Origin of the sequence: Stappia sp. TSB10GB4, from assembly GCF_900185745.1 — a bacterium.
Classification (GTDB): Bacteria; Pseudomonadota; Alphaproteobacteria; order Rhizobiales; family Stappiaceae; genus Stappia.
In genome coordinates this window covers 1-24,912 of sequence record NZ_FYAV01000080.1, presented here as the reverse complement: position 1 = coordinate 24,912, position 24,912 = coordinate 1, and the positions used below count along the sequence as shown (strand labels likewise).

Below are 24,912 nucleotides of genomic sequence, written 5' to 3'. Positions count from 1 at the left end.
CCCGCCAAACGCTAGTAGAACCGGGGAACGGATATGGCTTCCAGATTCCAGGTCCTGAAACTGACGGACGCCGCCGCCGAGCGCGTGCGCGAGATCATCGACAATTCGGCCAGGCCCGTTCTCGGCCTGCGCGTCGGGATCAAGAAGGGCGGCTGCGCCGGCATGGAATACGACATGAGCCTCGTCGAGGAGGCAAAGCCGGGCGACGACGTGATCGACGACAAGGGCGTCAGGATCTTCATCGAGCCCTCGGCGGCGCTGTTCCTGCTCGGCACGGAGATGGATCACGAGGTGACGAAGTTCCGCTCCGGCTTCGTGTTCCGCAATCCCAACGAGGTTTCCGCCTGCGGCTGCGGCGAATCCGTCTCGCTGAAAGAGGCCGACGCTGAGGCGTTCGGGGCCTGAAAGTAAGCCTTGCGCTTAGTTTTGCACTTTCGCATAGTCTCGGGAGCAATCTCGTCATGCTGTGGTTTTCTCACGGCATGACTGTTCTTTGGTTGCCTAGCGCCCAAGAGCTTAGTTTGATTTACGAGGGTCTGCACAAGTGACGGACACAGAACGCAATCGCAAGATTCTCGCCGCTCTGGCCGACAGGACGAAGCGGGCGCTCGTGTCCAAGAAGGCGGCGCGCGACCTCCTTATTGAGGAAGGCATCTACACCAAGAAGGGCAAGCTTCGGGCTGAGTTCGGCGGAGCCGGCTCCAAGAAAAAGCCTGCGGCCGCTTGAGCCGGCTCGCCACGTCCTTTGTCCTTGGCTATCACGGCTGCGACGCTGAAACAGCGAAAAGTGCGGCGCCGGATGTCGGGATGGGACTCTCCCTGCGTCCTCCCGGACGGCGCGTAGCGCCGAGCCGGGACCGGCGAGTCGAGAGCCTTTCGGCCGCGCTCCGGAAGGACACCACTGGCGCTGTGGCTCTCCGGTCCCGGATCGTCGGCCTTCGGCCTCGTCCGGGAAGACGCGGGCGAAGGTATGCGCGACAAACGCTTGCTGAGGGTACCTCTGGGTCCCAGCTCGGCGCTCGTGCGGCGTCCGGGAGGACGCGCGGGAGGGGCGGTGTGCGGAAAGGCGCGAAAGTGGCTGCGGGGGCCGGAAGGACGAAACGCGACCGAGGAGCGCCGTGTCGAGCAATCTGCCAGCCAATCGCCCCGGCCGTCGTCCGCCGGGGCCTGGGCGCCACTTCTCCGTAAACCCTGACTGACCTTCTCAGCCCTCCCGCAGGGCCTTCAGCAGGGTCTCGATCTCCACTTCCGTGTTGTAGGCGTGGAGCGAGGCGCGCAGGACCGCGTCGAGACCGCGACGCGGCAGGTCGATGCGCGCGGAGGAGGCCGTGGAGACGGAGGTGTTGATGCCGGCAGCCGTGAGACGGGCCTTCGTCGCGGACGGGGCCTCGCCCGCCACCGTCAGCGTGACGATGCCGCAGCGGCGCGTGCCGCGGTCATGCACGGCGACGCCGGGGAGCTTCACGAGTTCCTCCCGCAGCAGGGCGGCAAGGGCGCAGATGCGGTCTTCCAGCCGCTGCGCGCCCACCTCCAGCGCATAGCGCACGGCGACGCCGAGGCCGATCTGGCCGGCGAAATAGCGCTCCCAGTTCTCGAAGCGGCGCGCGCCGTCGACGAGGCGGTAGCTCGCCGCGTCGAGCCACTCGGCCGATTCCAGATCGATGAAGGCGGGCTCGAGCTGGTCGAGCACGGCATCCGAGACATAGAGGAAGCCGGTGCCGCGCGGCCCGCGCAGATACTTGCGCCCGGTGCCGGAGAGCATGTGGCAGCCGATGCGCGTCACGTCGAGCGCGATCTGGCCGGCGGACTGGCAGGCATCCAGCAGATAGAGCAGCCCATGGCGGCGGGCGATGGCGCCGACCTCCTCGGCCGGATTGACCAGCCCGCCGAAGGTCGGGACATGGGTGAGGGCGATCAGCCGGGTCTTCGGGGTGATCGCCGCCTCCAGCGCCTTCAGGTCGATCTGGCCGGTCTCGTCGTCGTCGTCGATCAGGTCGATCTCGATGCCGGCGCGGGCCTTCATCTGCAACAGCGCCACATAGTTGGAGACATATTCGGCGCGGCCGGTGATCACCCGGTCGCCGGGGCGGAACGGGATCGAGTAGAAGGCCATGTCCCAGGCGCGGGTGGCATTCTCCACATAGGCGATCTCGTGCGGGGCAGCGCCCAAGAGCGCGGCAACGGCCGGATAGAAGTCGGCGACCATGGACGCCGCCCGGTCGGCGGCCTCGTAGCCGCCGATCTCCGCCTCCAGATCGAGATGCGCCCTGACGGCGGCAAGGACCGGGGCGGGCGGCAGGCTGGCGCCGGCATTGTTGAAATGGACGAGCCGGCTGGCGGCCGGCGTGTCGATCCGCAGACGCGCGGTGTCGGCGTCGGTCCAGCCATGGGATTGCACATAGGGAAGGGTGGTCATCGGCCGGGCGATCCTTTAGGCAGGAGGGAGAGGCGCGCGGGGGAGCCGGGGGGGGCGGCGCGCCACGGGAACGAAACGCATGACCATCACGTATTTCGGTTACGGATCGCTCGTCAACACCCGGACGCTGGGTCCGCAGGCGCGGGCGGAGGCCGGAACGCTCGCAGGCTGGCGGCGCGAGTGGCGCGCCTGGTGGCGCCCAGTAGGGGCTGAAAACCTGCCGAAGGTGTGTACGCTGACCGTGCGCCGGGCGGAGGATACGGCGATCCGCGGCGTCATGGTGAGCGAGCCGGCCGAGCGGCTTGCCGAGCTCGACGCGCGCGAGCGGCGTTATCGCCGGATCGACGGCATCGGCCCGTCCTTCCGCCGCGACGGCGACGGGGCGAGCGGCGCGGCGGGGGCCTTCCTCTACGAAGCGGACAGCGAGATCCGCCGTCCCGGCGACGACGATCATCCGATCCTGCAGAGCTATGTCGACTGCGTGCTCGCCGGCTTTCATGCCTTCTGGGGCGAGGAGGGCGTGCGTCACTTCATCGAGACGACGGACGGCTGGGACGCGCCGATGCTGGCCGACCGGGCGGCGCCGCGCTATCCGCGCGCGCAGCAGATCGAGCCGGACCTGCTCGGGCTGTTCGACCGGCTGCTGGCCCAGACCGGCCTGCGCCGCATCGCCGTCTGAGGCGGGTCGCAGGGCCGCTCAGGTCAGCAGCCGCTCCAGGAAAAAGCCGATCGCCCAGGCGAGGGCGGCAGCGCCAAGGCCGATGGCGAGCGTCTCCGTGCCCGAGCGCAGCCAGCCCTGCGTCGACCAGATCGACTTGGCCGAGCCGATGGCGAAGAAGACCGCCCCGGTCGCCACCACGGCGGCGGTGGCGGAGGCCTCCAGTCCGGCGAGGAAGGGGACGAGCGGAACCGCGCCGCACAGCACGAAGGCGGAGAAGGTGGCAAGCGCGGCGCGCAAGGGATCGCGCAGGCCCCCGGAAACGCCATGTTCCTCGGCGAGCATGGTCTCGACCCAGACGGCGCGGCGGGAGGTGATGAGCTCGGTCATCTGCTCCAGTTCGGCGCCGTCATAGCCTTTGCCGCGGAAGATCTGGCGGATCTCCTCGCGCTCGCCGTCCGGCACCTTGTCGATATGGCGCTCTTCCATCGCCTTGAGCCGGCGGTAGTCGTCATGCTCGGCCTTGGTCCCGGAATAGTTGGCGGCGGCCATGGAGAAGCCGTCGGCGATCAGGTTGGCGACGCCGAGGATCAGCACGATGCGCGCCGAAAGGCTCGCGCCGACGCTGCCGGCGACGATTGCGAAGGTGGTGATGGCGCCGTCGATGCCGCCATAGATCCAGTCGCGCAGGTAGCTGATGCGCGGGCCGCGGGCAAGGCGCGCCGCGATGGCGGCGGCGGAGTGATCGTGTTCGAGCGGCATCCGGCTGGCTCTCCTGCGGGTGGCTGGCAGGTCGTGGCTTGCTGATCCTTGCAGAGAGTTTCAGCTCGCGCGCTCGCGGGCAATGCGCAAAAGCGCGGTGCGGCGTTGTGGCAGGCGCCCGCGACGTTATCTGTGGCCTCGTCTCGCTGGCGCGTGTATAACGCCCGGCACCTGCCGTCCGCGCGACATCCGTTTGGCGTGGCGAGCGGACGGACGAGGCAAACGAAACACGCAACCGGAGCGGATGCCTGCTGGCACAAGATCTTGCCGAAGGTCTTTTACACGGAGTTGGAGCAATGGCGCAGAACTGGACACCGGATAGCTGGCGGTCGAAGCCGATCGTGCAGGTGCCCGAGTATCGCGACGCGGACGCGCTCGCGGAAGTGGAGCGCCGCCTGTCCGACTTTCCGCCGCTCGTTTTTGCAGGTGAGGCGAGAAAGCTGAAGGCCCAGCTCGCCGAAGTGGCCGAAGGACGCGGTTTCCTGCTACAGGGCGGCGATTGCGCGGAGAGCTTTGCGGAGCATCACGCGGATCATATCCGCGACTTCTTCCGCGTCTTCCTGCAGATGGCCGTCGTGCTCACCTATGCCTCGGCGCAGCCGGTGGTGAAGGTCGGCCGCATCGCCGGCCAGTTCGCCAAGCCGCGCTCCGCGCCGATGGAGAAGCAGGGCGACGTGGAACTGCCGAGCTACCGCGGCGACATCGTCAACGACATCGCCTTCACGCCGGAGACCCGCGAGCCGGATCCGCAGCGCCAGGTCATGGCCTACCGCCAGTCGGCCGCGACGCTGAACCTCTTGCGTGCCTTCGCGCAGGGCGGCTTCGCCAATCTCGACCATGTGCACCGCTGGATGCTGTCCTTCGTCAAGGACAGCCCGCAGAGCCACCGCTATCAGGCGCTGGCCGACCGCATCTCCGAGAGCCTGGAGTTCATGCGGGCCTGCGGCATCGATCCGGACAGTGCGCCGCAACTGCGCTCGACGGATTTCTTCACCAGCCACGAGGCGCTGCTGCTCGGCTACGAGCAGGCGATGACCCGCGTCGACAGCACCTCCGGCGACTGGTACGCCACCTCCGGCCACATGCTGTGGATCGGCGACCGCACCCGCCAGCCGGACCATGCGCATGTCGAGTTCTTCCGCGGCATCAAGAACCCGATCGGGCTGAAGTGCGGCCCGAGCCTGAAGGCCGACGAACTGCTGGGCCTGATCGACATGCTGAACCCGGCCAACGAGGCCGGCCGGCTGACGCTGATCTGCCGTTTCGGCGCGGACAAGGTGTTCGAACACCTGCCGCAGCTCGTGCGCGCGGTGGAGCGCGAGGGCAGGAAGGTGGTGTGGTCCTGCGATCCCATGCATGGCAACACGGTCACCGCCGGTGGCTACAAGACGCGTCCGTTCGAGCGCATCATGCGGGAGGTCGAGGCCTTCTTCGCGGTGCACCGGGCGGAGGGAACCTATGCCGGCGGCATCCATGTGGAGATGACCGGCAAGAACGTCACCGAGTGCACGGGCGGTGCGAGGGCGCTGACGGCCGAGGATCTCGCCGACCGCTATCACACCTATTGCGATCCGCGGCTGAATGCCGAGCAGGCGATCGAGCTTGCCTTCATGGTGGCCGAGAACGTCCGCAAGGAGCGCGATCAGCGGAGCAATCCGGAGCGCGAGGCGGCCATCGCCTGACTGTAGCCGGCCCGTGAAGCCGAGATAACGATACCCGCCGCCGGTTTGCAGCCGGCGGCGGTTTCGTTTCCCACCCTTGGTAGTTTTTCGGAAACATGTCCTGAGGTAAGGGTCATGCGCGCCGCGCCGGACATTTCACGGCGGGGTTGCACCGGAAAAACTTACGTAAGGAAATTTTTCCGTATTTCGCATATTTTCAAGTATGGGCGCATCGGGAGGGGACCGAGCGGCATGGTTTTAGATCTTTCAGCAGTGTCGGTGCTCGTCATCGACGACAATTCGCATATGCGCAGCCTGTTTCGGGCGATCCTTGGCGGCTTCGGTGTGCGCCGCATCTTTGATGCGGTGGATGGAGCGGAAGGGTTCGCGACGACTGTGGACAGGAAACCGGACGTCGTCATCTGCGACTGGGTGATGTCTCCGTTGAGCGGTGCCGAGTTTCTGGCGCTCCTGCGCGCGGACGCCGACATGGGCGTGGCGACCACCCCGGTGATCCTGGCGAGTGCCGACGCGCGCAAGCCGGTGGTGCTGGAGGCGGTCGACCTTGGCATCCACGAGTTTCTGGCAAAGCCGCTGGCGCCGGCCATGCTGTACAGCCGCTTGCAGCGGGTGCTGACCGAGCACCGTCCGTTCCTGCGCAGCGGCGGGCGGTTGCGGCCGGCACCGCGCGGCTGCACGCGGGCGTCGGCACGGCCGTCTCCGGCCGTCGCGGCAGCGGCCCTGGCGACACCGGCGGCGCGCAACACCTATTTTCTCTGAGCCTGCCGGTCGCTTGCGAACTTGGCCGCGGCGTGCGTTCTCGCCGATTGCGCAGGCGCAAGGGCCGGGCTACACCGTTTGGCATGAGCGCGACCCCGACCGAATCTTCCCCGAAAACCGGCTCTTCGGCCCTCCCTGACAGGCTGCGCCTGGCGGTGGCGCAGATGAACCCGACCGTCGGCGATGTCGAGGGCAACCTGGCGCTGGCGCGCCGTGCCCGCGCGCAGGCCGCCGCCGGCGGAGCCGATCTGCTGCTGCTGTCCGAGCTGTTCCTGTCCGGCTATCCGCCGGAGGATCTGGTGCTGAAGCCGGCCTTCGTTGCCGCCTGCCGGGCGGCGCTGGACGAGTTGGTGGCGGACACGGCCGACGGCGGACCGGGCATCGTCATCGGCCTGCCCTGGCGCGAGGGCGACAAGCTGCACAATGCGGTGGCGCTGGTCGACGGCGGGCGCATCGAAGGCGTGCGGTTCAAGTATGACCTGCCGAACTATGGCGAGTTCGACGAAAAGCGCGTGTTCCAGGCAGGTCCCTTGCCGGGGCCGGTCGGCTTTCGCGGCATCCGCCTCGGCTTGCCGATCTGCGAGGACGCGTGGACCGAGGAGGTCTGCGAGTGTCTTGAGGAGACCGGCGCGGAGCTGCTGCTGGTGCCGAACGGCTCGCCCTTTCACGCCGGCAAGCCGGATGTGCGGCTGCAGGTGATGGTGGCGCGGGTGGTCGAGACCGGCCTGCCGCTGGTCTATTGCAACCAGCTTGGCGGCCAGGACGAACTGGTGTTCGACGGGGCATCCTTCGCGCTGCAGGCCGACCGGCGGCTTGCCTTCCAGATGGCTGAGTTCGTCGAGGAGATCGCGACCACCGACTGGCATCGCGACGCGGACGGGCGCTGGGTCTGCGAGAGCGGGCCGAAGGCGGAGCTGCCGGACAACGATGCTGCGCGCTGGCAGGCCTGCGTTCTCGGCTTTCGCGACTATGTGAACAAGAACCGCTTCCCGGGCGTGGTGCTGGGCCTGTCCGGCGGCATCGACAGCGCGGTGGTGGCGGCCATGGCCGTCGACGCGCTGGGGGCCGACAAGGTCCATTGCGTGATGCTGCCCTATCGCTACACGTCGACGGAGAGCCTTGTCGACGCAAAGGCCTGCGCGGATGCGCTCGGCGTGCGCTACGACACGGTGGCGATCGCCCCGGCGGTGGAAGGCTTTGCCGAGGGGCTCTCGGCGCTGTTCGCCGGCACCGAAAGCGGCGTGACGGAAGAAAATCTCCAGTCGCGGGCGCGCGGCACGATCCTGATGGCGATCTCCAACAAGTTCGGCGCCATGGTCGCGACCACCGGCAACAAGTCGGAGATGTCGGTCGGCTACGCGACGCTCTACGGCGACATGAATGGCGGGTTCAACCCGATCAAGGATCTCTACAAGACGCAGGTCTACCGGCTCGCCGCCTGGCGCAACGCCAACCGGCCGGATGGGCTGCTCGGGCCGGCGGGCGAGGTGATCCCGGTCAACATCATCGACAAGGTGCCGACCGCGGAGCTGCGCGAGAACCAGACGGACCAGGATTCGCTGCCGCCCTATGACGTGCTGGACGACATTCTCGAGTGCCTGGTGGAGAACGAGATGTCGGTCGGCGACATCGAGGCGCGCGGCCATGACCGCGCGCTGATCCACCGCATCGAGCACCTGCTCTATATCGCCGAGTACAAGCGCCGGCAGTCGGCGCCGGGCGTGAAGATCACCCGCAAGAATTTCGGCCGCGACCGCCGCTATCCGATCACCAACCGTTTCCGCGACCGCAGCTAGGCCGCTTTTCCGGCGGCGGCATTCCGGACCGGGCTGCCGCCGTTCCCGCCACACGAGCCCTCACGCGAGGGATCATGCGCCTCGACAGGCTCCGCTTGGTCGCCATCCTTGCCGCCGGCCAGATCGTCGGCTGGGGAACGACCTTCGACATGCCCGGCGTGCTGGGGCGGCAGATCGCCGCCGAACTCGGCATGTCGAACGCGCTCGCCTTCGGCGGGCTGACGGCGATGATGCTGCTGGGCGGCTTCGCCGGCCCCTGGACCGGACGGCTGATCGAGCGGCATGGCGCTGCACGGGTGCTGGCGGCGGGCGCCGCGACCATGGCGGCGGGGCTGCTCGCCATGAGCCTGGCGCAGGGCGTTCTGGTTTACTACGCCGCCTGGCTGGTGATGGGGATCGGCGGCGCGCTCGGCCTGACCGTGCCGTGCAATGCGGCGGTGGTCGAGCGGGAAGGGGCGGGTGCCCGGCGCTCCATCGGCATCCTGATGATCTTCACCGGCCTGTCGGCCGCCGTCGCCTGGCCGCTGTGGAGCCTGATGGAAGGGGCGATCGGCTGGCGCATGGCGATGCTGGCGGCCGCCGGTACCCAACTCGTGCTGTGCCCGCTCTATCTCTTCGCCCTGCCGTCGCCGCGCGACGAGGACGGAGGCGCCGCGCGGGCCGCGGCGGCCGCGGTGGAACCCTTGCGGCTGACGCAGGCGAGGGCGCGTCTTGCCTTCCTGCTGATCGCGCTGGTCTCCATCGTCTTCAGCCTGGTGACCACGGGTCTCGCGCCTTCGCTGATTGCCCTGTTGCAGATGTCGGGCGCCTCGCCGGCGCTGGCCCTGGAACTCGGCGCGCTGCGCTCGGTGCTCGGCATCACGGCGCGACTTGCCGATGTCCTGGCGGGGCGGTTCGCGACGCCGCTGACCTCCGGCCTTGTCGCCGCCGCGCTGCTGGTGGGCTCTCCCGTGCTGTTGCTCCTCGCCGACGGGCAGGCCTCGCTGCTCTATCTGTTCATCGCGTTCTACGGGTTCGGATCGGGCATTTCGGCGCTGACAAGGGCGCTGCTGCCGCTCAGCTTCTTTTCAGCGAGCCGCTATGCGCGCGCGGCGGCCAACCTGTCGCTGCCGAGCAATATCGCGATGGCGACGGGGCCGCTGCTGGTGACCGTGGTGCTGGACGGCGCCGGTGTGGCGGGTGTGGTGCTCTACGCTTCGGGGTTGGCGATGCTGGCGCTGGCCGCGCTTGCCTGCCTCACCGTGCTGGCATGGAGATGCCCGGCGGAAACCGCGGCGACCTGAGACGGGCATTGCCCGAAAGGACGATCCCTTTCGCCGGGCGAGAAATTTCTCTATCCTGACGGCTCTTTCCTGGTCCTGCGACCGGTGCCGCCGGCCCGCGCTCCACCTGATCGACTCGCGGTCGCACCGCCTTTCGTCTCGCGCCAGGCCCCGGCTGACGCGGGCGCGGGCGTGCCGGCCTGCTCACCTGCCACCTTTGCCGCGGATCGCCGCCATGCCGTTCTTCATCTTCCTGCGCGACAATCTCCGCTGGCTTGGCGCCGGGTTGCTGCTGACCTTCTTCTCCAGCTTCGGGCAGACCTATTTCATCTCGCTGGTCGCCGGAGATCTGCGCGCTGAGTTCGGCCTTAGCCACGGCGGGTTCGGCGGACTCTATATGGCCGCGACGCTGTGCTCGGCCCTGTCGCTGACCTTCGTCGGCAAGGTGGTCGATAGTTTCCCGCTGGCGCTGGTCGCCGGCGGCGTGGTGGCGGGGCTCGCCCTGTTCACCGCCGGCATGGCGAGCGTTTCCTCGGTCGCCATGCTGTTCGTGGTGCTCTACGGGCTGCGGCTGTTCGGCCAGGGCATGATGACCCATGTGGCGATGACCGCGATGGGCCGCTGGTACGACGCGCAGCGCGGCCGCGCTGTCTCCATCGCCTCGCTCGGCATCCAGTGCGGCGAGGCGAGCCTGCCGCTGGTCTTCGTGACGCTGGCGGGGCTGCTCGGCTGGCGCGGCACGTGGTGGCTGGGTGTCGCCGTACTGGTGCTGGTGGCGCTGCCGGCGCTGCTCCTGCTGCTGAAGGTGGAACGGGTGCCGCGCGGGACCGTGCTCACCGACGAGCGGCCGGTGGCGCAGCGGCAATGGACCCGCGCCGAGGTGCTGCGCGATCCGGCCTACTGGATCATTTCCGCCGGCACGCTGGCGCCGCCCTTCATCGGCACGACGATCTTCTTCCACCAGGTCTATCTGGTGGAGCTGCGCGGCTGGTCGATGGAGCTGTTCGCCTCCGCCTTCATGGCGATGTCGGCGATGACCATCAGTTGCGCTCTGCTGGCCGGCCACCTCGTCGACAAGGTGACGGCGCTGCGGCTGCTGCCGACCTTCCTGCTGCCGCTGGGGCTCGCCTGCGTGCTGCTGGGCGCGGTGGCGCACCCGCTCGCGGCCTTCGGCTTCATGGCGCTGCTCGGCGTCAGCTATGGCTTCAGCTCGACGCTGTTCGGCGCGCTATGGCCGGAGATCTATGGCGTGCGCCACCTCGGGTCGATCCGCTCGGTGACGGTGGCGATGATGGTCTTCGCCTCGGCGCTGGGGCCGGGCCTGACCGGCTATCTGATCGATGCCGGCGTGTCCTATTCCTTGCAGGCCTATGCCATGGCGCTCTACTGCCTGCTGGCGGCGCTGGCGCTGACGCTGGTTTCGCGCCATGTGCGCCAGCGGCAGGGGGAAGGCGCCGTTGCGAGCGCTCCGGCTTCCGGCTAAGAGGGGGCCATGACCGTCACCGTTCGCTTCGCCCCGTCACCGACGGGCTTCCTGCATATCGGCAACGCCCGCCCGGCGCTGATCAACTGGCTCTTCGCGCTGCGCCGCGAGGGGCGCTTCATCCTGCGCTACGACGACACCGACAAGGAGCGCTCGAGCGAGGAGTTCGCCGCCGCGATCGCGGAGGATCTCGGCTGGCTCGGCATCGCGCCGCATCAGAGCTTCCGCCAGTCGGACCGGCTGCCGCTCTACGATGCGGCGGCCGAAAAGCTGAAGGCGGCCGGGCTGCTCTATCCCTGCTTTGAGACGGCGGACGAGCTGGAGCGGCGGCGCGCCAGGGCGCGGGCGCTCGGTCGCCCGCCGGTCTACGACCGGGCCGCTCTGAAGCTCGGCGATGAGGAACGGGCGCGGCTGGAGGCGGAAGGCCGGCGGCCGCACTGGCGCTTCCTGCTGCCGAACCATGATGGCGATCCCTTCGTCACGCGGCGGGTGGAGCGCAGTTGGGACGACCTATGCCGCGGCGCGCAGAACATCGACCTTGCCTCCCTGTCCGATCCGGTGCTGGTGCGCGAGGACGGCAGCTATCTCTACACGCTGCCCTCCATCGTCGACGACATCGCCGCCGGGGTGACCCATGTCATTCGCGGCGAGGACCATGTCGCCAACACCGGTGTGCAGATCGCCATCTTCGAGGCGCTGGGGGCAGCGCCGCCGGTCTTCGGCCACCACAACCTGCTGACGACGGTGTCTGGCGAGGGCCTGTCGAAGCGCAAGGGCGCGCTGTCGCTGCGCTCGCTGCGCGAGGACGGGTTCGAGCCGATGGCGGTCGCCTCGCTCGCGGTTCTGACCGGCACCAGTCATGCGGTGGAGCCGGCGGAAAGCCTGGCGCGGCTGGCGGAGGTCTTCGACCTTGCCGACGTGTCGCGTTCGTCGGCGAAGTTCGATCCGCAGGAGTTGCGGCCGCTCAACGCGAAGCTGGTGCATGCCCTGTCCTATGCGGATGTCGCCGCGCGGCTGTCCGCGATGGGCATCCTTGCTGCGCCTCCGGGGGGCGAAGCCTTCTGGCTGGCGGTGCGGGAGAATTGCGAGACGGTGGCGGATGCCGCGCGCTGGTGGCGTGCGGTGACCGCGCCGCAGCCACTGCCGGTGGCCGAAGAGGATCGGGCGTTTCTTGTCGAGGCGGCGGACCTGCTGCCGCAGGAGCCTTACGACGAGACGACGTGGGGCGCCTGGACCGGCGCGCTGAAGGAACGGACGGGCCGCAAGGGGCGGGGGCTGTTCCTCCCCTTGCGCAAGGCGCTGACGGGCGAGGAGCACGGGCCGGACATGAAGGCGTTGCTACCGCTTATTGGGCAACGAAATAGCGCGGCCCGACTATCCTGACGGTGCGCTCCTGCGGCGCCTCGGACGGGTCTGCCGCATCGGATGTGGCCGGCTCCGGCTCGCTGGCGGCCTCGGGCGGCGTCCGCCGTGAGGGCATGCCGAGAACGGGCAGCGACGGCCCCTGGCGCACCGGCGAATAGCCAAGTTCCATGTTGAGGCGGGTGTCCGGGTCCTGGAGCTGCAGGGCCTCGATGGCGTCCTGTGCGTCCCCGCCAAGGCCGTCGGGAGCAAGGCCGCTGCGCAAGTCGCGGGACGCACCGGCGGTGACGTCGCGCAGGTAGGACGCGGCCTCGTCGTCGCCGCTGCGGATCAGGCTCGCCATGGTCTGGCGGTCGGCGCTCGGCTGGCAGCCGCAGCCTTCCACATAGGCGGTGCGGAAGCGGTTGGCATTCTCCAGATCGCCATAGGGCATGCCGGTGACCGAGACGAGGTTCTCGACGCTCTCGCCCGGATTGCGGTGAACGAACAGCTCTGCCTCGGCGCCCGGACACATGGAGCGGCACACGGCGGCGTCGCGGCCGAACCCTTCCTCGCCGGTCGCGAAGCTGACGGGGAAGAAGAAGCCGTCGCACATGCGCACGCACATGGTCCGATAGGTCGGGCCGGAGGGCCGGCGAGCGATGGTGGCGCTGCTGTCGCTGGAGCCGACGCGCACGGTGGAGCGCATGCGAGGCTCGTTGCGGGCCGCGTCCACGCTCACCTGCTGGGGGATGGCCTCATTGCCGCGACCGATGCCGAACAGCGACAGGAAGCCGCCGCCGGACGGCGGAGCCGCCCGGATGCCGGTTGGGGCGGGGGCCTGTGCCGTGCGCGGGGCATCGCAGTTCTGCCGCGCCATGGCACGGCGCAACTCGGCCTCGCGGGCGTTGGTCCGCGCGCCGGCATGGCGCGCGCGCTGTCGCTCGATCTTGGCGAGATTGGCGCGCATGCTCTCGATCTTGGGGCCGAGCCCCTGGCAGGGGGGAGCCGCCGCCGCGCCCGAGCACCCGAGGTGGCGGAAATCGCGCTCGGCCAGCGACAGGGCCTGCGACTGGGCGCGATGGGCCTCGTCCCATCTGGCATATTCGGGTGAGCGGGACGCGCTGGCCGTGATCTGCCGCAACTCGGCGCCAAGATCCGCGCAGGTTGTCGCCAGCGCCGGGCCGGGCGCGGCAAGGACGGCGCCGGCGACCGCAAGGCCGCGCAGCAGCGTCTGTCCTCTGCCTTGTCCAAGAGCCATCGGCCGGGTCCGTCCACGCAAACACACTGGCCCGGCCGTGGCCGGGTCTCCTGTGCCGACTATGGCGCCAGGCTCCGCCCCGGCACAAGGAAATGCTCGACTTTTAGTAAACTCACGCCTAACCGGCGGCGGGCGGGTCGTCGCGCTGCAGGTGAAGGCTCAGGTCCTGCGCGCGCCTGGCGAGCTGGTCCAGCACCTTGTCGAACACCTCCCTGTCGGACGGATCGAGGGGCGCGAGCAAGGCGTCGGAGAAACGGCGCGCCTCCGGCACCAGCTTGCGATAGGCATCGGTGCCGGCGTCGGTAAGCTGCAGGATGCTCTCGCGCATGTCGCGGGTGTTGGGGGTGCGCAGGATCAGGCGGCGCTGCTCGAGGCTGGCGACCGCGCGCGACACCTTGGTCTTGTGCATGCGGCTGTGTTCGCCGATCTCCTTGGCCGTCATCGTGCCGAACTGGCCGAGGGTCGCCATGACGCGCCATTCCGGGACGCTGATCGCATAGCGCCGGCGATAGATGCCGGCAAGCGACTGGCTGACCGTCTCGGCCAGCACATTGAGCCGATAGGGCAGAAAGCCCTCCAGCTCGAGAGGCCTGTCGTCGTTGCGCATCGAGGGCTCGCTTTCAGCGGTTGCAGGGGAGGCGCGACGGGCCGCTGCGATGCGCCCCGCGGAGGTGATTGCGATTGTAACGATCGGGAAAGGGCCGGCAAGGTGCGACACAGGGTTGCGCCGGTCCTGCTTGCGGCCGGCGACGCGGCGTGGCAGTCAGACGCATGCGCGGGCAGATGACCCGGCAGGAAATCGCGAAAGGATGGCAGGCAGGATGGCGAAGGCGGCAGGACGGAAGGGCAGGGCGGCACGGCAGACGGACAGCGCGCCGGCGGCACCCAAACCGCAGAGCCCGGCGCTGGTCTGGCTTGTCCTCAATCATGTGCTGCTGTTGCCGCTGGCCGGAGCATTCGCGCCGATGCTGGCGTTTCGCGCCGGCCTTCTGCATGGCGACGGCCTGCTGATCACAGCGCTGCTGGGGCTGCTTGTCGTGCTGACCCACGGCGCGTGCTGGCGTCTTGCGGCGCGCGCCGGGGAGAGGCGGCTGGCCGCGGCCTCTCTGGGGCTGGGCCTGCTCAGCCTTGCCGCCCTGCTGCTGTTCTCGACGCCGTCGCCGCTGGTGGCGGTCGTGCGCGTGGGCAAGCTCCTGATCTGAGGTGAGCGAGCTTGCGGCCGGGAGCGGCGGCTCCCATATGCCGGTCGGACAGATCTGGAGATCGAGACGATGCAATCCTTCCTGCGTGCCGCCGTTCTTGCCGTGACCGCGCTGGCGGCGCTGGCGCAGCCGGCTGTTTCCGCCGACGAGCCGGACCTGATCTTCAAGAAGTCGACGGTGTGGAAGTTCCTGACGCCCGACCACAAGCTGGCGACCTATGCGGTGGACGATCCGCTGGTCGACGGCGTCGCCTGCCATTTCACCGTGCCGGAAAAGGGCGGCGTCTCGGGCTGGCTCGGGGTCGCGGAGGAAGTCTCCGATATCTCGCTGGCCTGTCGCCAGGTCGGGCCGGTGACCTTCAAGGCCAAATTCGAGCAGGGCGAGGAGATGTTCCGCCAGCGCCGCTCGTTCCTGTTCAAGAAGATGCGGATCGTGCGGGGCTGCGACACCAAGCGCAACGTGTTGGTCTATCTCGTCTATTCCGACAAGATCATCGAGGGCAGCCCGAAGAACTCGACCTCGACCGTGCCGATCATGCCCTGGGGCGAGGCGGAGGCGCCGCGCTGCGCCGACTGGCTGTCGAGGTAGGGGGAAAGGGCGGGCCCGGCGGGAAGACGTCTGCGGCGCCGGTCAGCCGGCGCCCGCAGTCTCCAGTCGCCTGCGTGCCCGCGCGGTCGTCTCCGGCGGGCAGAAATGCTTCTCCAGCAGCGACAGCACGTCCTGCGCAATCTCGCTGTCCAGCGTGTAGTAGATCGTGGTGCCCTCGCGGCGCGTGCGCACCAGTCCCTGGGCCCGCAGCAGCGCTAGCTGCTGGGAGACGGTCGGCATGCGCATGCCGGTAAGTTCGGCAAGCTGGCCGACATTGGTTTCGCCATTGGCCATGTGGCACAACAGCATGAGGCGGGGAGCGGAGGCGAGCATCTTGAGAAAACTCGCCGCGTCCTCAGCCCGTTCCTGAAGCGCGTCGATCATGTCTTTCCTTCCCGAATGCCGATGGGGGCAAGGGGCGGTCCCGATACCGCACCTGCGCGACACACCGGCTTCGAGCCGCAACGATACTGGAATTCCCTTAAGGGGAATCCCTATCGTCTGCAATTCGAAGTCGCGACATTAGACGGGAACAATTCCTTCAGTGCAAGATATCAGCGATTGCTAAAAGTCAGGCTTCGACCCGACTGATGTGTGACGCAGCCGATTTCTCCAGCGCGGCACAGGGGATAGGTGTTCGCGCCCTGGGTGCTGAGGGCGATCCGGTCGTTGCCGCGCGCGGTGAAGTCGGTGGCGAGAACGAAGCCCGCGACAGGCGCCAGCATCAGCGCGCCGAACAGCGAGGCGGCGACGATCTGGCGGATGAGATGACCGCGGCGGGCGGCGAGAGGGGCAAGGGTCGTCTGCATGGCACTGGCTCCGATACGCTGGGCCTTGAATACTCTGGCCTTGAACTGTGCCGATCATGCAGCGGGGCGAGTGAACCCGTGCTGAGGCGCGCCTTTATGCGCCGTTCAGATTGGTAAAGGCGCCGCCCGGTGGGCGACGCCGTTGAGTTTGCCTTGGTCGGTCCTGCGAGTGGCGGGCGAACGCCGCCGCTACAGATTGGCCGGACGGAGCTGGGCAATCGCCTTGGCCAGCACCTTGTCGCGCTCATAGATATCGGCGCGAAAATGCACCGAGCCGTCCTTGTTTACCCAGGCGGTCAGATAGGTGAGGTGGACGGGCAGCGGCTTCGACAGCTTGATCACCCGCCGTTCGCCGCTGTCGCGCACTGTCTCCAGCTTGGCCTTGGTCCAGCCGTCGGGGCCAAGCAGCGCCTCGCCGAGGTCAAACGGGGCCTCGGCGCGGATGCAGCCATGGCTGAACGAGCGCTGGGCGCGGGAGAACAGCGACTTCGACGGCGTGTCGTGGATGTAGATGTTGAACTTGTTCGGGAACATGAACTTGATGCGCCCGAGCGCGTTTCCCTCGCCTGGATCCTGGCGCAGGGTGAAGGGGAAGCTGGCGCGGCTGTAGGAACTCCAGGCGACCGACCAGGGATCGATCTCGCGGTTGCCGGAGAAGACGCGGATGTTTTTGCCCTGCAAGGCACCGGGGTCGCGCTGCAGCATCGGCAGGTATTCCGTCGTGGCGATGGAATAGGGCACCGTCCAGTAGGGGTTCACCTCCGCATAGGTCATCTCGTCGGAGAAGACCGGCGTGGCATGAAAGGGCTTGCCGACGACCACGCGGGTGGTGTGGACGGTCTTGTCGTCCTCCACCACCTTGAGGTTCTGGTCGGCGAGGTTGACGAAGACATAGCGGGCCCCGAGATCGTCCGGCATCCAGCGCCGGCGCTCCATGTTGAGCTCCATCTGCCCGATGCGCGTCGAGATCGGCACGTTGATCTCGGCGAGCGTCGCCTTGCCGATGATGCCGTCGACCTCCAGCCCGTGGCGCTCCTGGAACAGTTTCACCGCCTCGACCAGCGCCCCGTCATAGACGGCGCCGGAATGGCTGCCGGGCGAAAACAGGTCCTGCTCCGCGAGGCGCTGGCGCAGAGTGTCGAGTCGCGCGTCGGTCATGCCGGGCTTGAGGGTCTCGCCCTCGGGGACCGGGGTGAAGCCGCCGGCGGCTTCCTTTGCCCGATAGTCGGCGAGCGCGGTCTTCAGTCGGGCATAATTGGGCGTATTGGGAGAGAGGCCGTCGATCGCCGTGGCGAAGTCCTCGGAGCTTTCGACATATTCCAGCACGACGGACGGATCGGGGGCCTTGGGGAAGAGGTTGAGCGAGCGGTTGACCTCGTTGGGCTTGACCCGGCCGGCGGTCAGGTGATTGGCATAGATCACGAAGGTGTTGGAGATCGCCACTTCCAGTTCGGCGAGGGCGGCGGTGTCTCGCGCCGCACCGGCGAGGTCGCGCAGCCGGTCGGGCGCGTAGTCCTGCGGATCGAGGGCATGCTCGCCCGCCCGCTCGAAGGCCGCGAGCAGCATCTCGCCATGCGGGTTGAGCCCCTGCTCGCTGACCCAGAGCGGCTGGAACACCCGGCCCTGGTAAAAGCCCTGGATGCCGAGTTCCAACTCGTCCTCGCTGCCGGCATTGATCGCCGCGTCGAGCATCACGGTGGTGTTGACCGAAAGCTCACGGGCGATCGCCATGGCGAGCGGGTCGGTCGGCAAATGCGCCTCGCCAACGACGATCGAGGTGCTTTCCACCGGCAGTGTCGACTGGGTACGCGCCGGGGTCGCGGCACTCGTCAGCAGGGCGGTCATGGCAAGCGCGGTGCCGGCACGGGCAAGGCGCGCGAAAACACCCGGCCGGAACCGGGTTTCACTGGCGATCGGGCTCATCACATTCTCCCACATATGGCCCCCGTCATACGGCGGAGCCGCAGCCCTAATATGACGCAGCCTCCTCAACGCCAGTGTGATGCAGGACACGCGGCGAACGCCAGTAAAAAGCCCCGCCGGAGCGCTCGAAGACGCCTATTGCCGCTTGACCGGGCAGGGCAAACCGGTCAGAACACTTGCCATGCACACGGCCCATCGGAAGATCATTTCGATTCTCATTATTTGCAGCTAGCGACAAAGCTGGCTGTGGCCGTTCCCCTCATGCGCGAAGCTCTCCGACAAGGGAGATGAGACGGACGCCCCGGCCAGCCGGCCAGGAGACGACCGATCATGCTGTCCGCTCATCGATTGAAACTGACCAACACGCTGACCCGGGCGAAGGAGGACTTCGAGCCGGAGGACGCCGGGAACGTGCGCATGTATGTGTGCGGGCCGACGGTCTACGACTACGCCCATATCGGCAACGCCAGGCCCGTCGTGGTGTTCGACGTGCTGTTCCGCCTGCTGCGGTATCTCTATGGGGACGCCCATGTCACCTATGTGCGCAACATCACCGACGTGGACGACAAGATCAACGCGCGGGCGCTGCGCGACTATCCCGAGCTGCCGCTGAACGAGGCCATCGCGCGGGTGACGCAAAAGACCGCCGACCAGTTTCATGCGGACGTGAAGGCGCTAGGCTGCCTCCCGCCCAGCCACGAGCCGCGCGCCACCGCCCATATCGGCGGGATGATCGAGATGATCGGCACACTGATCGCCAAGGGCCATGCCTACGAGGCGGAAGGCGAGGTGCTGTTCGATACCGGCTCGATGCCGGCCTATGGCGAACTCTCCAAGCGCAATCTCGAGGACCAGAAGGCGGGCGCGCGGATCGCCGTCGATGCCCACAAGAAGAACCCCGGCGACTTCGTGTTGTGGAAGCTCTCGTCCGACGAGGAGCCGGGCTGGGAAAGCCCGTGGGGGCGCGGGCGCCCCGGATGGCATATCGAATGCTCGGTGATGAGCGCCCATCACCTGGGCCCCGTCTTCGACATCCATGGCGGCGGGCTCGATCTGATCTTCCCGCATCACGAGAACGAGATCGCCCAGTCCTGCTGCGCCCATGGCACCAAGCTGATGGCGCGCTACTGGCTGCATAACGGCTTCCTGCAGGTGGAAGGCGAGAAGATGTCGAAATCGCTCGGCAACTTCATCACCCTGCACGACCTGCTGCAGACGGAGAAGGTGGGCGGGCGCACCTGGCCGGGCATGGCGATCCGCCTGGTGCTGTTGATGACCCAGTACCGCCAGCCACTCGACTTCACCGAGAAAGCGCTGGAGGAGGCGGAAGGGCTGCTGCAGCGCTGGGACGAGCTGATCACCCGTGCCGGCGTGCAGCCGGCGGCGGAGGCGCGGCCGCCGGAGGCGCTGATCGAGGCGCTGTGCGACGATCTCAACACGCCGCGCGCGATCGCCGCCCTGCATGGGCTTGCCCGTGAGGCACGCGGCGGCGATGCGGCCGCCGCTCAGGCGCTTGCCGATGCGCTCGGCTTTCTCGGCTTCGACCTGGCCGAGATCCGTGCGGCGGTGGAAGCGGCGCAGGAAGCGGCGGCAGACCCGGACCTGGTGGCGAAGGTGGACGCCCGCATCGCCGAGCGGCTCGCCTTCATCGAGGCGAAGGACTGGGGTGAGGCCGACCGCATCCGTGCGGAGCTGGCCGATGCCGGCGTCGTGCTGAAGGACGGCAAGGACCCGGTGACCGGCAAGCGCGTGACGACCTGGGAACTGGCGCAATGATCGTGGCATCTCGCTCAAGACTCGTTGAAAAGTCTCATGCTGGACCCACGCGCCAGTCTTCCCCCTTGAGGGGGAGATGCCGGCGGAACCGAAGAGGAGACAGCAGATGAATGACGCTGTGGTTCATACCGGCGGATGCCAGTGCGGGGCGATCCGCTTTCGGGTCGAGGGCGCGCTGGGCACGGCCTCCATCTGCCATTGCCGGATGTGCCAGAAGGCGTTTGGCGGCTTCTACGCGCCCCTGGTCGCGATCGAGCGGCCGCAACTAACATGGACGCGGGGGGAGCCGGCGCATTTCCGCTCCTCCAACCATGTGACACGCGGCTTCTGCCCGTCCTGCGGGACGCCGCTCACCTATGAGGAGCCGGACGACAAGCTGGCGCTGGCCATCGGCGCCTTCGATCATCCGGAGGAGATCGTCCCGACGATCCAGTTCGGCGTCGAGGCGAAGCTGCCTCACGTCGATACGGTTTCGGCGCTGCCGCGGCGCGATACGCTCGACGACCTGGAGGCGGCCTCCTTCCTCGCCTCGATCCGCTCCAACCAGCATCCCGACCATGAGACCGAAAGCTGGCCGCCCGCCGAGTGGCCGCAGGACGCCTGGTCGAACGCTCCCTCTCACCTGCCACGCAACCCCGGGAAAGCCTGACCGGCCTGATGCCGGCCCCATCCACGAACGACCGGCCGCAAAGGCCGGCGACCCCAAGGACCAGACCATGACCCGCGAACGCCTCTACCTGTTCGACACGACGCTGCGCGATGGAGCGCAGACGGCCGGCATCGACTTCTCGGTGGAGGAGAAGATCGTGATTGCCGAACTGCTGGACCGGCTGGGCGTCGACTATGTGGAAGGCGGCTATCCGGGCGCCAATCCGACCGACACGGCCTTCTTCGAGGTCAAGCGCACCGCGGGTGCGACCTTCACCGCCTTCGGCATGACCAAGCGGGCAGGGCGCTCGGCCGCCAACGATCCGGGACTGCAGATGCTGCTCGGCTCGGCGGCGGAGGCGGTGTGCCTCGTCGCCAAGAGCTGGGACTATCATGTGCGCGTGGCGCTGGGCTGCAGCAACGAGGAAAACCTCGCCTCGATCCGCGAGAGCGTGCAGGCGGTGGCCGCGAGCGGCCGCGAGGCGATGATCGACTGCGAGCATTTCTTCGACGGCTACAAGGCCAATCCCGACTATGCGCTGGCCTGTGCGAAGACCGCCTATGAGGCCGGCGCGCGCTGGGTGGTGCTGTGCGACACCAATGGCGGAACGCTGCCGCAGGAAGTCATGGAGATCGTCGCGGCGGTTGCCAAGCATGTCCCGGGCGCGCATCTGGGCATCCACGCCCATGACGACACGGGGCATGCGGTCGCCAATTCGCTGGCGGCTGTCGCGGCCGGCGTACGCCAGATCCAGGGAACGCTCAACGGCATCGGCGAGCGCTGCGGCAATGCCAACCTGATCACCCTGGTGCCGACCCTGATGCTGAAGGCGCCCTATCGGGAGACGTTCGAGCTCGGGGTCAGCCAGGGGGCGCTGGCCGAGATCACGGCGATCTCGCGCGCCTTCGACGAGATCATCAACCGCTCCCCCGACCGGCACGCCCCTTATGTCGGCGAGAGTGCCTTTGCCACCAAGGCCGGCATTCATGCCTCGGCGATCCTGAAGGAGCCGGAGACCTATGAGCATGTGCCGCCGGAAAGCGTCGGCAACCGGCGCCGGGTGCTGGTCTCCGACCAGGCCGGCAAGTCGAACCTGATCGGCGAACTCGCGCGGCTCGGCATCGCCGTCGACAAGGCCGACCCGCGGCTCGATGCGCTGCTGGCCGACGTCAAGGAGCGCGAGGCGCAGGGCTATGCCTATGAAGCGGCGGATGCCTCGTTCGAGCTGCTGGCGCGCCGGCGGCTCGGCGAGGTGCCGCGCTATTTCGACGTGCTGTCGTTCCGGGTGATGGTGGAGCGGCGCTTCAATGCCATCGGCGAACTCGTCACCGTTTCCGAGGCGGTGGTGAAGATCGACATCGACGGCGAGGTGCACATGTCGGTGGGCGAGGGCAACGGCCCGGTCAACGCGCTCGACACGGCCCTGCGCAAGGATCTCGGCCGCTACCAGTCGGTCGTCGATGAGATGGAACTGACCGACTTCAAGGTGCGTATCCTCAATGGCGGCACGGATGCGGTGACACGCGTGCTGATCGAGAGCCACAACAGGAAGACGCACAAACGCTGGTTCACGATCGGCGTTTCGGGCAATATCGTCGATGCGTCGTTCCAGGCGCTTATCGATTCCCACACCTACACGCTGCTGAAGGCCGGGCTCTGACGGGCAGCCTCGCAGCCCAGCGGACCACGCGATCATGACCTCCCAACCGACAGCCGCGGCGGCCGATGCCGAGCGGCGCCTCGGGCTTGCCTTCGCCCTCTCTGCGTTCCTGCTGTGGGGCTTCCTGCCGGCCTATTACAAGTGGACGGCGGCGATCCCGGCGGATCTGGTGGTCGCCCACCGGATCCTGTGGTCGGTGCTGTTCCTGGCGATCTTCTTGGGGCTGCGCAGGCGGCTCGGCGAGGTCGGGGCGATCCTGCGCGACCCGGCGACCCTGTCGAAGCTGGCCTTGTCCGCCTCGGTGATCTCGATCAACTGGCTGGTGTTCATCTGGGCGGTGGAGCGTGGCCGCATCCTGGAAGTGAGCTTCGGCTATTTCGCCAATCCGCTGGTCTCGGTCGCTCTCGGCCTGATCGTGCTGAAGGAGACGCTGAGCCGCTGGCAGTCGATCGCCATCGCGCTTGCCGTCGTCGCGGTGGCGGTGCAGGCGGTGGCGCTGGGCGGGTTTCCCTGGGTGTCGATGGCGCTGGCCTTTTCCTTCGGCGCCTATGGCTACCTGCGCAAGACGGTGGCGGTCGGCGCCTCGCCGGGGCTGATGGTCGAGGCGATCGTGCTGGCGCCGCTGGCCTTCGCCTATCTGGTCTATGCGGGCATTGCCGGGGGCGGGGCGGCGATGGCCGACGTGCTGCCGGTGGAGCGGCCGGGCCTGTTCCTGCTGCTGATCGGCACGGGCGTGGTGACGGCGGTGCCGCTGGCGCTGTTTGCCGCCGGCGCAAGGCGGCTGTCCCTGACGGCCGTCGGGCTTATGCAGTACATCGCCCCCAGCATCCAGTTCGTGCTGGCGATCTATGTGTATGGCGAGGAGGTCGAGCCGGTCAGGCTTGCGACCTTCGCCCTGATCTGGGTGTCGCTGGCGATCTTCACCACCGACACCATCCTGCGGCACGAGCGCTCGCGCGGCTGACAGGTTCTTCTTGGCCTGCCGCGGATCGAGAAAAACCCCGATGCCGCTTGCCGGAAGCGGTGGGGAGAGCTAGAACCCATTCATCGGTAAATAACGATGAATGGGCTTCCCATGCAAAGCCGTACCGCCGCCAAGCTCCGCAACGGGCCGGCACGCTATCCCGCCGCCGCCGTCGATGGCGAGCGTCTCGCCCGCATCTTCAAGGCCCTGGCGCATCCGGTGCGGGTGGAGATCGTCTCCTCGCTCGCCGCCTGCTCCGGCGCCTTTTGCGGCGACATCGTGCGCGGCCTGCCGCTGGCACAGTCGACCGTCTCGCAGCATCTCGCCATCCTGCGCGAGGCGGAGCTGATCGAGGCGGAAGAAAACGGCCGCTGCTGTCACTACCGTCTGACCACCGGCGCCCGTGCGCTGGTGGAGGGGGCGGTGGCCGGGCTCTTCGCCGCCGCCTGCTGCGGCGAGCCGGAAGAGGCGGGCGGCCGCGCCGCACGCATGGGAGCCTGTCGAAAGGACACGGAATGACCAGCCGCCGCTCCGGCGTTTCCGGCCCCGCCCCGCGCATATCGGCGGACGAGGTCTCCACCTTCCGCACCCTCGGCCAGCTCTGGCCCTATATCTGGCCCTCCGACCGTCCCGACCTGAAGGCGCGGGTCGCCCTGGCCGTGCTGGCGCTGGTGGTGGCGAAGATCGTCACGGTGCTCTCGCCCTATTTCTTCAAATGGGCGACCGATGCGCTGACCCTGCAGCAGGGCGATACGTCGGCAGCCGGGGGCACGCTCGGCCTCGATGTGCTACCGGCCTGGCTGGTGGCGCCGGTGATGCTGGTGATCGCCTACAATGTCGCGCGGGTGCTGTTCGTCGGCTTCAACCAGTTGCGCGATGCGCTGTTCGCCCGTGTCGGCCAGCACGCGGTGCGGCAACTCGCGTTCCTGACCTTCCGCCACCTGCATGCGCTGTCGCTGCGCTTTCATCTCGCCCGGCGCACCGGCGGCCTGTCGCGGGTGATCGAGCGCGGCGTCAAGGGCATCGAGAACATCGTTCGCTTCACCATCCTCAACGGCATCCCCACCGTGATGGAATTCGGCGTGATGGCGGCGGTGATCTGGTACCAGTTCGGCTGGATCTATGTCGCCGTCGTCGCGGTGATGATCGTCGCCTACACCTGGTTCACGGTGCATACCTCGAACTGGCGCATCGCCATCCGCCGGGAGATGAACGACAACGACACCGAGGCGAATTCCAAGGCGATCGACAGCCTGCTGAATTTCGAGACGGTGAAGTATTTCGGCAACGAGCAGATGGAGGCGGAACGCTTCGACCGGTCGATGGCCGGCTACGAGCGGGCGGCGACCCGTATGTGGACGGCCCCCTGAGGGCAAGCGATTAGTTGAGGCTCGCTCGGATCGACAGCGGTTCGTATGTCCGGCCTGTTTCGGCGGCATGGTGAACCGCCATGGCCCAAGATGGGTTGCGCGTGGGGCGGCGCCTAACGGAACCACGGCCTCGACGGCCGGTCGGGTCGCACGGCGTGTCCGCCTCACGTGATCGATCGAACGCTCCATCTCCCTCTCGGCTTGCCGCTCCCTCAAGCCCGGCCGGCGTGGCCGGGCGTGTTTGTCATTCCGGTGCGGCGGTTTCGGTCACGCCGGTGCTGTGGCTGTGGTGGCGGCGGCGTATGTGGACGGCCCCCTGAGGGCAAGCGATTAGTTGAGGCTCGCTCGGATCGACAGCGGTTCGTATGTCCGGCCTGTTTCGGCGGCATGGTGAACCGCCATGGCCCAAGATGGGTTGCGCGTGGGGCGGCGCCTAACGGAACCACGGCCTCGACGGCCGGTCGGGTCGCACGGCGTGTCCGCCTCACGTGATCGATCGAACGCTCCATCTCCCTCTCGGCTTGCCGCTCCCTCAAGCCCGGCCGGCGTGG

At 67.9% G+C, this 24,912-nt stretch carries 23 protein-coding genes and 1 pseudogene; 17 read left to right on the top strand and 7 right to left on the bottom strand.

What is annotated here, in order from left to right; translation table 11 throughout:
* Positions 1-33 precede the first annotated feature (33 nt).
* On the top strand, positions 34-405 hold the full coding sequence (locus TSB10GB4_RS22160) for an iron-sulfur cluster assembly accessory protein (RefSeq protein WP_186389358.1): 372 nt from the start codon (positions 34-36) through the stop codon (positions 403-405).
* Positions 406-544: 139 nt separating this feature from the next.
* A complete protein-coding gene (locus tag TSB10GB4_RS22155) occupies positions 545-727 on the top strand; it encodes a hypothetical protein (RefSeq protein ID WP_186397519.1) in 183 nt (60 codons plus the stop codon).
* Between the two features lie 477 nt (positions 728-1,204).
* On the opposite strand, the gene TSB10GB4_RS22150 is transcribed toward TSB10GB4_RS22155, so the two are convergent.
* On the bottom strand, positions 1,205-2,416 hold the full coding sequence (locus TSB10GB4_RS22150) for an aminotransferase class V-fold PLP-dependent enzyme (protein WP_186397518.1): 1,212 nt from the start codon (positions 2,414-2,416) through the stop codon (positions 1,205-1,207).
* A 79-nt stretch (positions 2,417-2,495) separates the two neighbouring features.
* Here TSB10GB4_RS22150 and TSB10GB4_RS22145 point away from each other — a divergent pair, with 79 nt between their 5' ends.
* Complete coding sequence (locus tag TSB10GB4_RS22145) at positions 2,496-3,095, top strand: gamma-glutamylcyclotransferase (protein WP_186397517.1); 600 nt, start codon at positions 2,496-2,498, stop codon at positions 3,093-3,095.
* 18 nt (positions 3,096-3,113) lie between these two features.
* Here the strand turns inward: TSB10GB4_RS22145 and TSB10GB4_RS22140 are convergent, their stop codons facing one another.
* On the bottom strand, positions 3,114-3,836 hold the full coding sequence (locus TSB10GB4_RS22140) for a VIT1/CCC1 transporter family protein (protein ID WP_186397516.1): 723 nt from the start codon (positions 3,834-3,836) through the stop codon (positions 3,114-3,116).
* A gap of 296 nt (positions 3,837-4,132) precedes the next feature.
* Between TSB10GB4_RS22140 and TSB10GB4_RS22135 the strand changes: the two genes are divergently transcribed.
* The 6 genes from TSB10GB4_RS22135 (at position 4,133) to gltX (ending at position 12,201) form a co-directional block, all read left to right on the top strand.
* Positions 4,133-5,518, top strand: a complete 1,386-nt coding sequence (locus TSB10GB4_RS22135; protein ID WP_186389362.1) for a class II 3-deoxy-7-phosphoheptulonate synthase — start codon at positions 4,133-4,135, stop codon at positions 5,516-5,518.
* 114 nt (positions 5,519-5,632) lie between these two features.
* On the top strand, positions 5,633-6,277 hold the full coding sequence (locus tag TSB10GB4_RS22130; RefSeq protein ID WP_208984929.1) for a response regulator: 645 nt from the start codon (positions 5,633-5,635) through the stop codon (positions 6,275-6,277).
* A 164-nt stretch (positions 6,278-6,441) separates the two neighbouring features.
* Positions 6,442-8,073, top strand: coding sequence for an NAD+ synthase (locus tag TSB10GB4_RS22125; RefSeq protein ID WP_244571005.1), 1,632 nt, complete (start codon positions 6,442-6,444; stop codon positions 8,071-8,073).
* Positions 8,074-8,147: 74 nt separating this feature from the next.
* The gene (locus TSB10GB4_RS22120) at positions 8,148-9,356 is read left to right on the top strand and encodes an MFS transporter (RefSeq protein WP_186397514.1); all 1,209 of its coding nucleotides are present in this window, start codon (positions 8,148-8,150) and stop codon (positions 9,354-9,356) included.
* A 214-nt stretch (positions 9,357-9,570) separates the two neighbouring features.
* Positions 9,571-10,818 (top strand): MFS transporter, encoded by a 1,248-nt coding sequence (locus tag TSB10GB4_RS22115; RefSeq protein ID WP_186397513.1) that lies wholly within the window; start codon positions 9,571-9,573, stop codon positions 10,816-10,818.
* Between the two features lie 9 nt (positions 10,819-10,827).
* A complete protein-coding gene (gene gltX / locus TSB10GB4_RS22110; protein ID WP_186397512.1) occupies positions 10,828-12,201 on the top strand; it encodes a glutamate--tRNA ligase in 1,374 nt (457 codons plus the stop codon).
* Here the strand turns inward: gltX and TSB10GB4_RS22105 are convergent.
* Together TSB10GB4_RS22105 and TSB10GB4_RS22100 are read right to left on the bottom strand one after the other, a co-directional pair.
* Positions 12,164-13,420, bottom strand: coding sequence for a DUF2865 domain-containing protein (locus tag TSB10GB4_RS22105; protein ID WP_186397511.1), 1,257 nt, complete (start codon positions 13,418-13,420; stop codon positions 12,164-12,166). The two genes, gltX and TSB10GB4_RS22105, sit on opposite strands and share 38 nt — an antisense overlap.
* 118 nt (positions 13,421-13,538) lie before the next feature.
* Complete coding sequence (locus tag TSB10GB4_RS22100) at positions 13,539-14,027, bottom strand: MarR family winged helix-turn-helix transcriptional regulator (protein ID WP_186389368.1); 489 nt, start codon at positions 14,025-14,027, stop codon at positions 13,539-13,541.
* 214 nt (positions 14,028-14,241) lie between these two features.
* Here TSB10GB4_RS22100 and TSB10GB4_RS22095 point away from each other — a divergent pair, with 214 nt between their 5' ends.
* On the top strand, positions 14,242-14,622 hold the full coding sequence (locus tag TSB10GB4_RS22095) for a hypothetical protein (RefSeq protein ID WP_186397510.1): 381 nt from the start codon (positions 14,242-14,244) through the stop codon (positions 14,620-14,622).
* 69 nt (positions 14,623-14,691) lie between these two features.
* Positions 14,692-15,210 (top strand): CreA family protein, encoded by a 519-nt coding sequence (locus TSB10GB4_RS22090; RefSeq protein ID WP_186397509.1) that lies wholly within the window; start codon positions 14,692-14,694, stop codon positions 15,208-15,210.
* Between the two features lie 42 nt (positions 15,211-15,252).
* Here TSB10GB4_RS22090 and TSB10GB4_RS22085 read toward each other — a convergent pair whose 3' ends face one another.
* The 3 genes from TSB10GB4_RS22085 to TSB10GB4_RS22075 all read right to left on the bottom strand — a co-directional run bounded on the left by TSB10GB4_RS22085 (position 15,253) and on the right by TSB10GB4_RS22075 (position 17,942).
* Positions 15,253-15,594, bottom strand: coding sequence for a helix-turn-helix transcriptional regulator (locus TSB10GB4_RS22085; protein ID WP_186389371.1), 342 nt, complete (start codon positions 15,592-15,594; stop codon positions 15,253-15,255).
* 170 nt (positions 15,595-15,764) lie between these two features.
* Positions 15,765-16,019, bottom strand: a complete 255-nt coding sequence (locus TSB10GB4_RS22080; RefSeq protein ID WP_186397508.1) for a hypothetical protein — start codon at positions 16,017-16,019, stop codon at positions 15,765-15,767.
* 189 nt (positions 16,020-16,208) lie between these two features.
* A complete protein-coding gene (locus tag TSB10GB4_RS22075) occupies positions 16,209-17,942 on the bottom strand; it encodes a murein L,D-transpeptidase (RefSeq protein ID WP_208984928.1) in 1,734 nt (577 codons plus the stop codon).
* Between the two features lie 330 nt (positions 17,943-18,272).
* On the opposite strand from TSB10GB4_RS22075, the gene cysS reads away from it, so the two are divergent.
* The 6 genes and pseudogenes from cysS to TSB10GB4_RS22045 all read left to right on the top strand — a co-directional run.
* Positions 18,273-19,718, top strand: coding sequence for a cysteine--tRNA ligase (gene cysS / locus TSB10GB4_RS22070; protein ID WP_186397507.1), 1,446 nt, complete (start codon positions 18,273-18,275; stop codon positions 19,716-19,718).
* Positions 19,719-19,824: 106 nt separating this feature from the next.
* A complete protein-coding gene (locus TSB10GB4_RS22065) occupies positions 19,825-20,367 on the top strand; it encodes a GFA family protein (RefSeq protein ID WP_371328928.1) in 543 nt (180 codons plus the stop codon).
* Between the two features lie 67 nt (positions 20,368-20,434).
* Positions 20,435-22,027, top strand: coding sequence for a citramalate synthase (cimA, locus tag TSB10GB4_RS22060; protein WP_186389375.1), 1,593 nt, complete (start codon positions 20,435-20,437; stop codon positions 22,025-22,027).
* A 34-nt stretch (positions 22,028-22,061) separates the two neighbouring features.
* Positions 22,062-22,991, top strand: a complete 930-nt coding sequence (rarD, locus tag TSB10GB4_RS22055; protein WP_186397505.1) for an EamA family transporter RarD — start codon at positions 22,062-22,064, stop codon at positions 22,989-22,991.
* 111 nt (positions 22,992-23,102) lie between these two features.
* Positions 23,103-23,510, top strand: coding sequence for a helix-turn-helix transcriptional regulator (locus TSB10GB4_RS22050; RefSeq protein ID WP_186397504.1), 408 nt, complete (start codon positions 23,103-23,105; stop codon positions 23,508-23,510).
* Positions 23,507-24,355 (top strand): annotated as a pseudogene (locus tag TSB10GB4_RS22045) (ABC transporter transmembrane domain-containing protein); the annotation flags it as partial. The gene TSB10GB4_RS22050 and the pseudogene TSB10GB4_RS22045, both read left to right, overlap by 4 nt.
* Positions 24,356-24,912 lie beyond the last annotated feature (557 nt).

Excerpts from the sequence above, each read along its gene's own strand:
- TSB10GB4_RS22135 (WP_186389362.1), top strand. The coding sequence starts at position 4,133 with ATGGCGCAGAACTGGACACCGGATAGCTGGCGGTCGAAGCCGATCGTG.
- TSB10GB4_RS22075 (WP_208984928.1), bottom strand. The coding sequence starts at position 17,942 with ATGAGCCCGATCGCCAGTGAAACCCGGTTCCGGCCGGGTGTTTTCGCG.
- TSB10GB4_RS22130 (WP_208984929.1), top strand. The coding sequence starts at position 5,633 with ATGCGCGCCGCGCCGGACATTTCACGGCGGGGTTGCACCGGAAAAACT.
- TSB10GB4_RS22140 (WP_186397516.1), bottom strand. The coding sequence starts at position 3,836 with ATGCCGCTCGAACACGATCACTCCGCCGCCGCCATCGCGGCGCGCCTT.
- TSB10GB4_RS22145 (WP_186397517.1), top strand. The coding sequence starts at position 2,496 with ATGACCATCACGTATTTCGGTTACGGATCGCTCGTCAACACCCGGACG.
- TSB10GB4_RS22150 (WP_186397518.1), bottom strand. The coding sequence starts at position 2,416 with ATGACCACCCTTCCCTATGTGCAATCCCATGGCTGGACCGACGCCGAC.
- rarD (WP_186397505.1), top strand. The coding sequence starts at position 22,062 with ATGACCTCCCAACCGACAGCCGCGGCGGCCGATGCCGAGCGGCGCCTC.
- TSB10GB4_RS22085 (WP_186389371.1), bottom strand. The coding sequence starts at position 15,594 with ATGATCGACGCGCTTCAGGAACGGGCTGAGGACGCGGCGAGTTTTCTC.
- TSB10GB4_RS22125 (WP_244571005.1), top strand. The coding sequence starts at position 6,442 with ATGAACCCGACCGTCGGCGATGTCGAGGGCAACCTGGCGCTGGCGCGC.
- TSB10GB4_RS22115 (WP_186397513.1), top strand. The coding sequence starts at position 9,571 with ATGCCGTTCTTCATCTTCCTGCGCGACAATCTCCGCTGGCTTGGCGCC.
- TSB10GB4_RS22160 (WP_186389358.1), top strand. The coding sequence starts at position 34 with ATGGCTTCCAGATTCCAGGTCCTGAAACTGACGGACGCCGCCGCCGAG.
- gltX (WP_186397512.1), top strand. The coding sequence starts at position 10,828 with ATGACCGTCACCGTTCGCTTCGCCCCGTCACCGACGGGCTTCCTGCAT.
- TSB10GB4_RS22120 (WP_186397514.1), top strand. The coding sequence starts at position 8,148 with ATGCGCCTCGACAGGCTCCGCTTGGTCGCCATCCTTGCCGCCGGCCAG.
- TSB10GB4_RS22080 (WP_186397508.1), bottom strand. The coding sequence starts at position 16,019 with ATGCAGACGACCCTTGCCCCTCTCGCCGCCCGCCGCGGTCATCTCATC.
- cysS (WP_186397507.1), top strand. The coding sequence starts at position 18,273 with ATGCTGTCCGCTCATCGATTGAAACTGACCAACACGCTGACCCGGGCG.
- cimA (WP_186389375.1), top strand. The coding sequence starts at position 20,435 with ATGACCCGCGAACGCCTCTACCTGTTCGACACGACGCTGCGCGATGGA.
- TSB10GB4_RS22105 (WP_186397511.1), bottom strand. The coding sequence starts at position 13,420 with ATGGCTCTTGGACAAGGCAGAGGACAGACGCTGCTGCGCGGCCTTGCG.
- TSB10GB4_RS22095 (WP_186397510.1), top strand. The coding sequence starts at position 14,242 with ATGGCGAAGGCGGCAGGACGGAAGGGCAGGGCGGCACGGCAGACGGAC.
- TSB10GB4_RS22050 (WP_186397504.1), top strand. The coding sequence starts at position 23,103 with ATGCAAAGCCGTACCGCCGCCAAGCTCCGCAACGGGCCGGCACGCTAT.
- TSB10GB4_RS22065 (WP_371328928.1), top strand. The coding sequence starts at position 19,825 with ATGAATGACGCTGTGGTTCATACCGGCGGATGCCAGTGCGGGGCGATC.
- TSB10GB4_RS22100 (WP_186389368.1), bottom strand. The coding sequence starts at position 14,027 with ATGCGCAACGACGACAGGCCTCTCGAGCTGGAGGGCTTTCTGCCCTAT.
- TSB10GB4_RS22090 (WP_186397509.1), top strand. The coding sequence starts at position 14,692 with ATGCAATCCTTCCTGCGTGCCGCCGTTCTTGCCGTGACCGCGCTGGCG.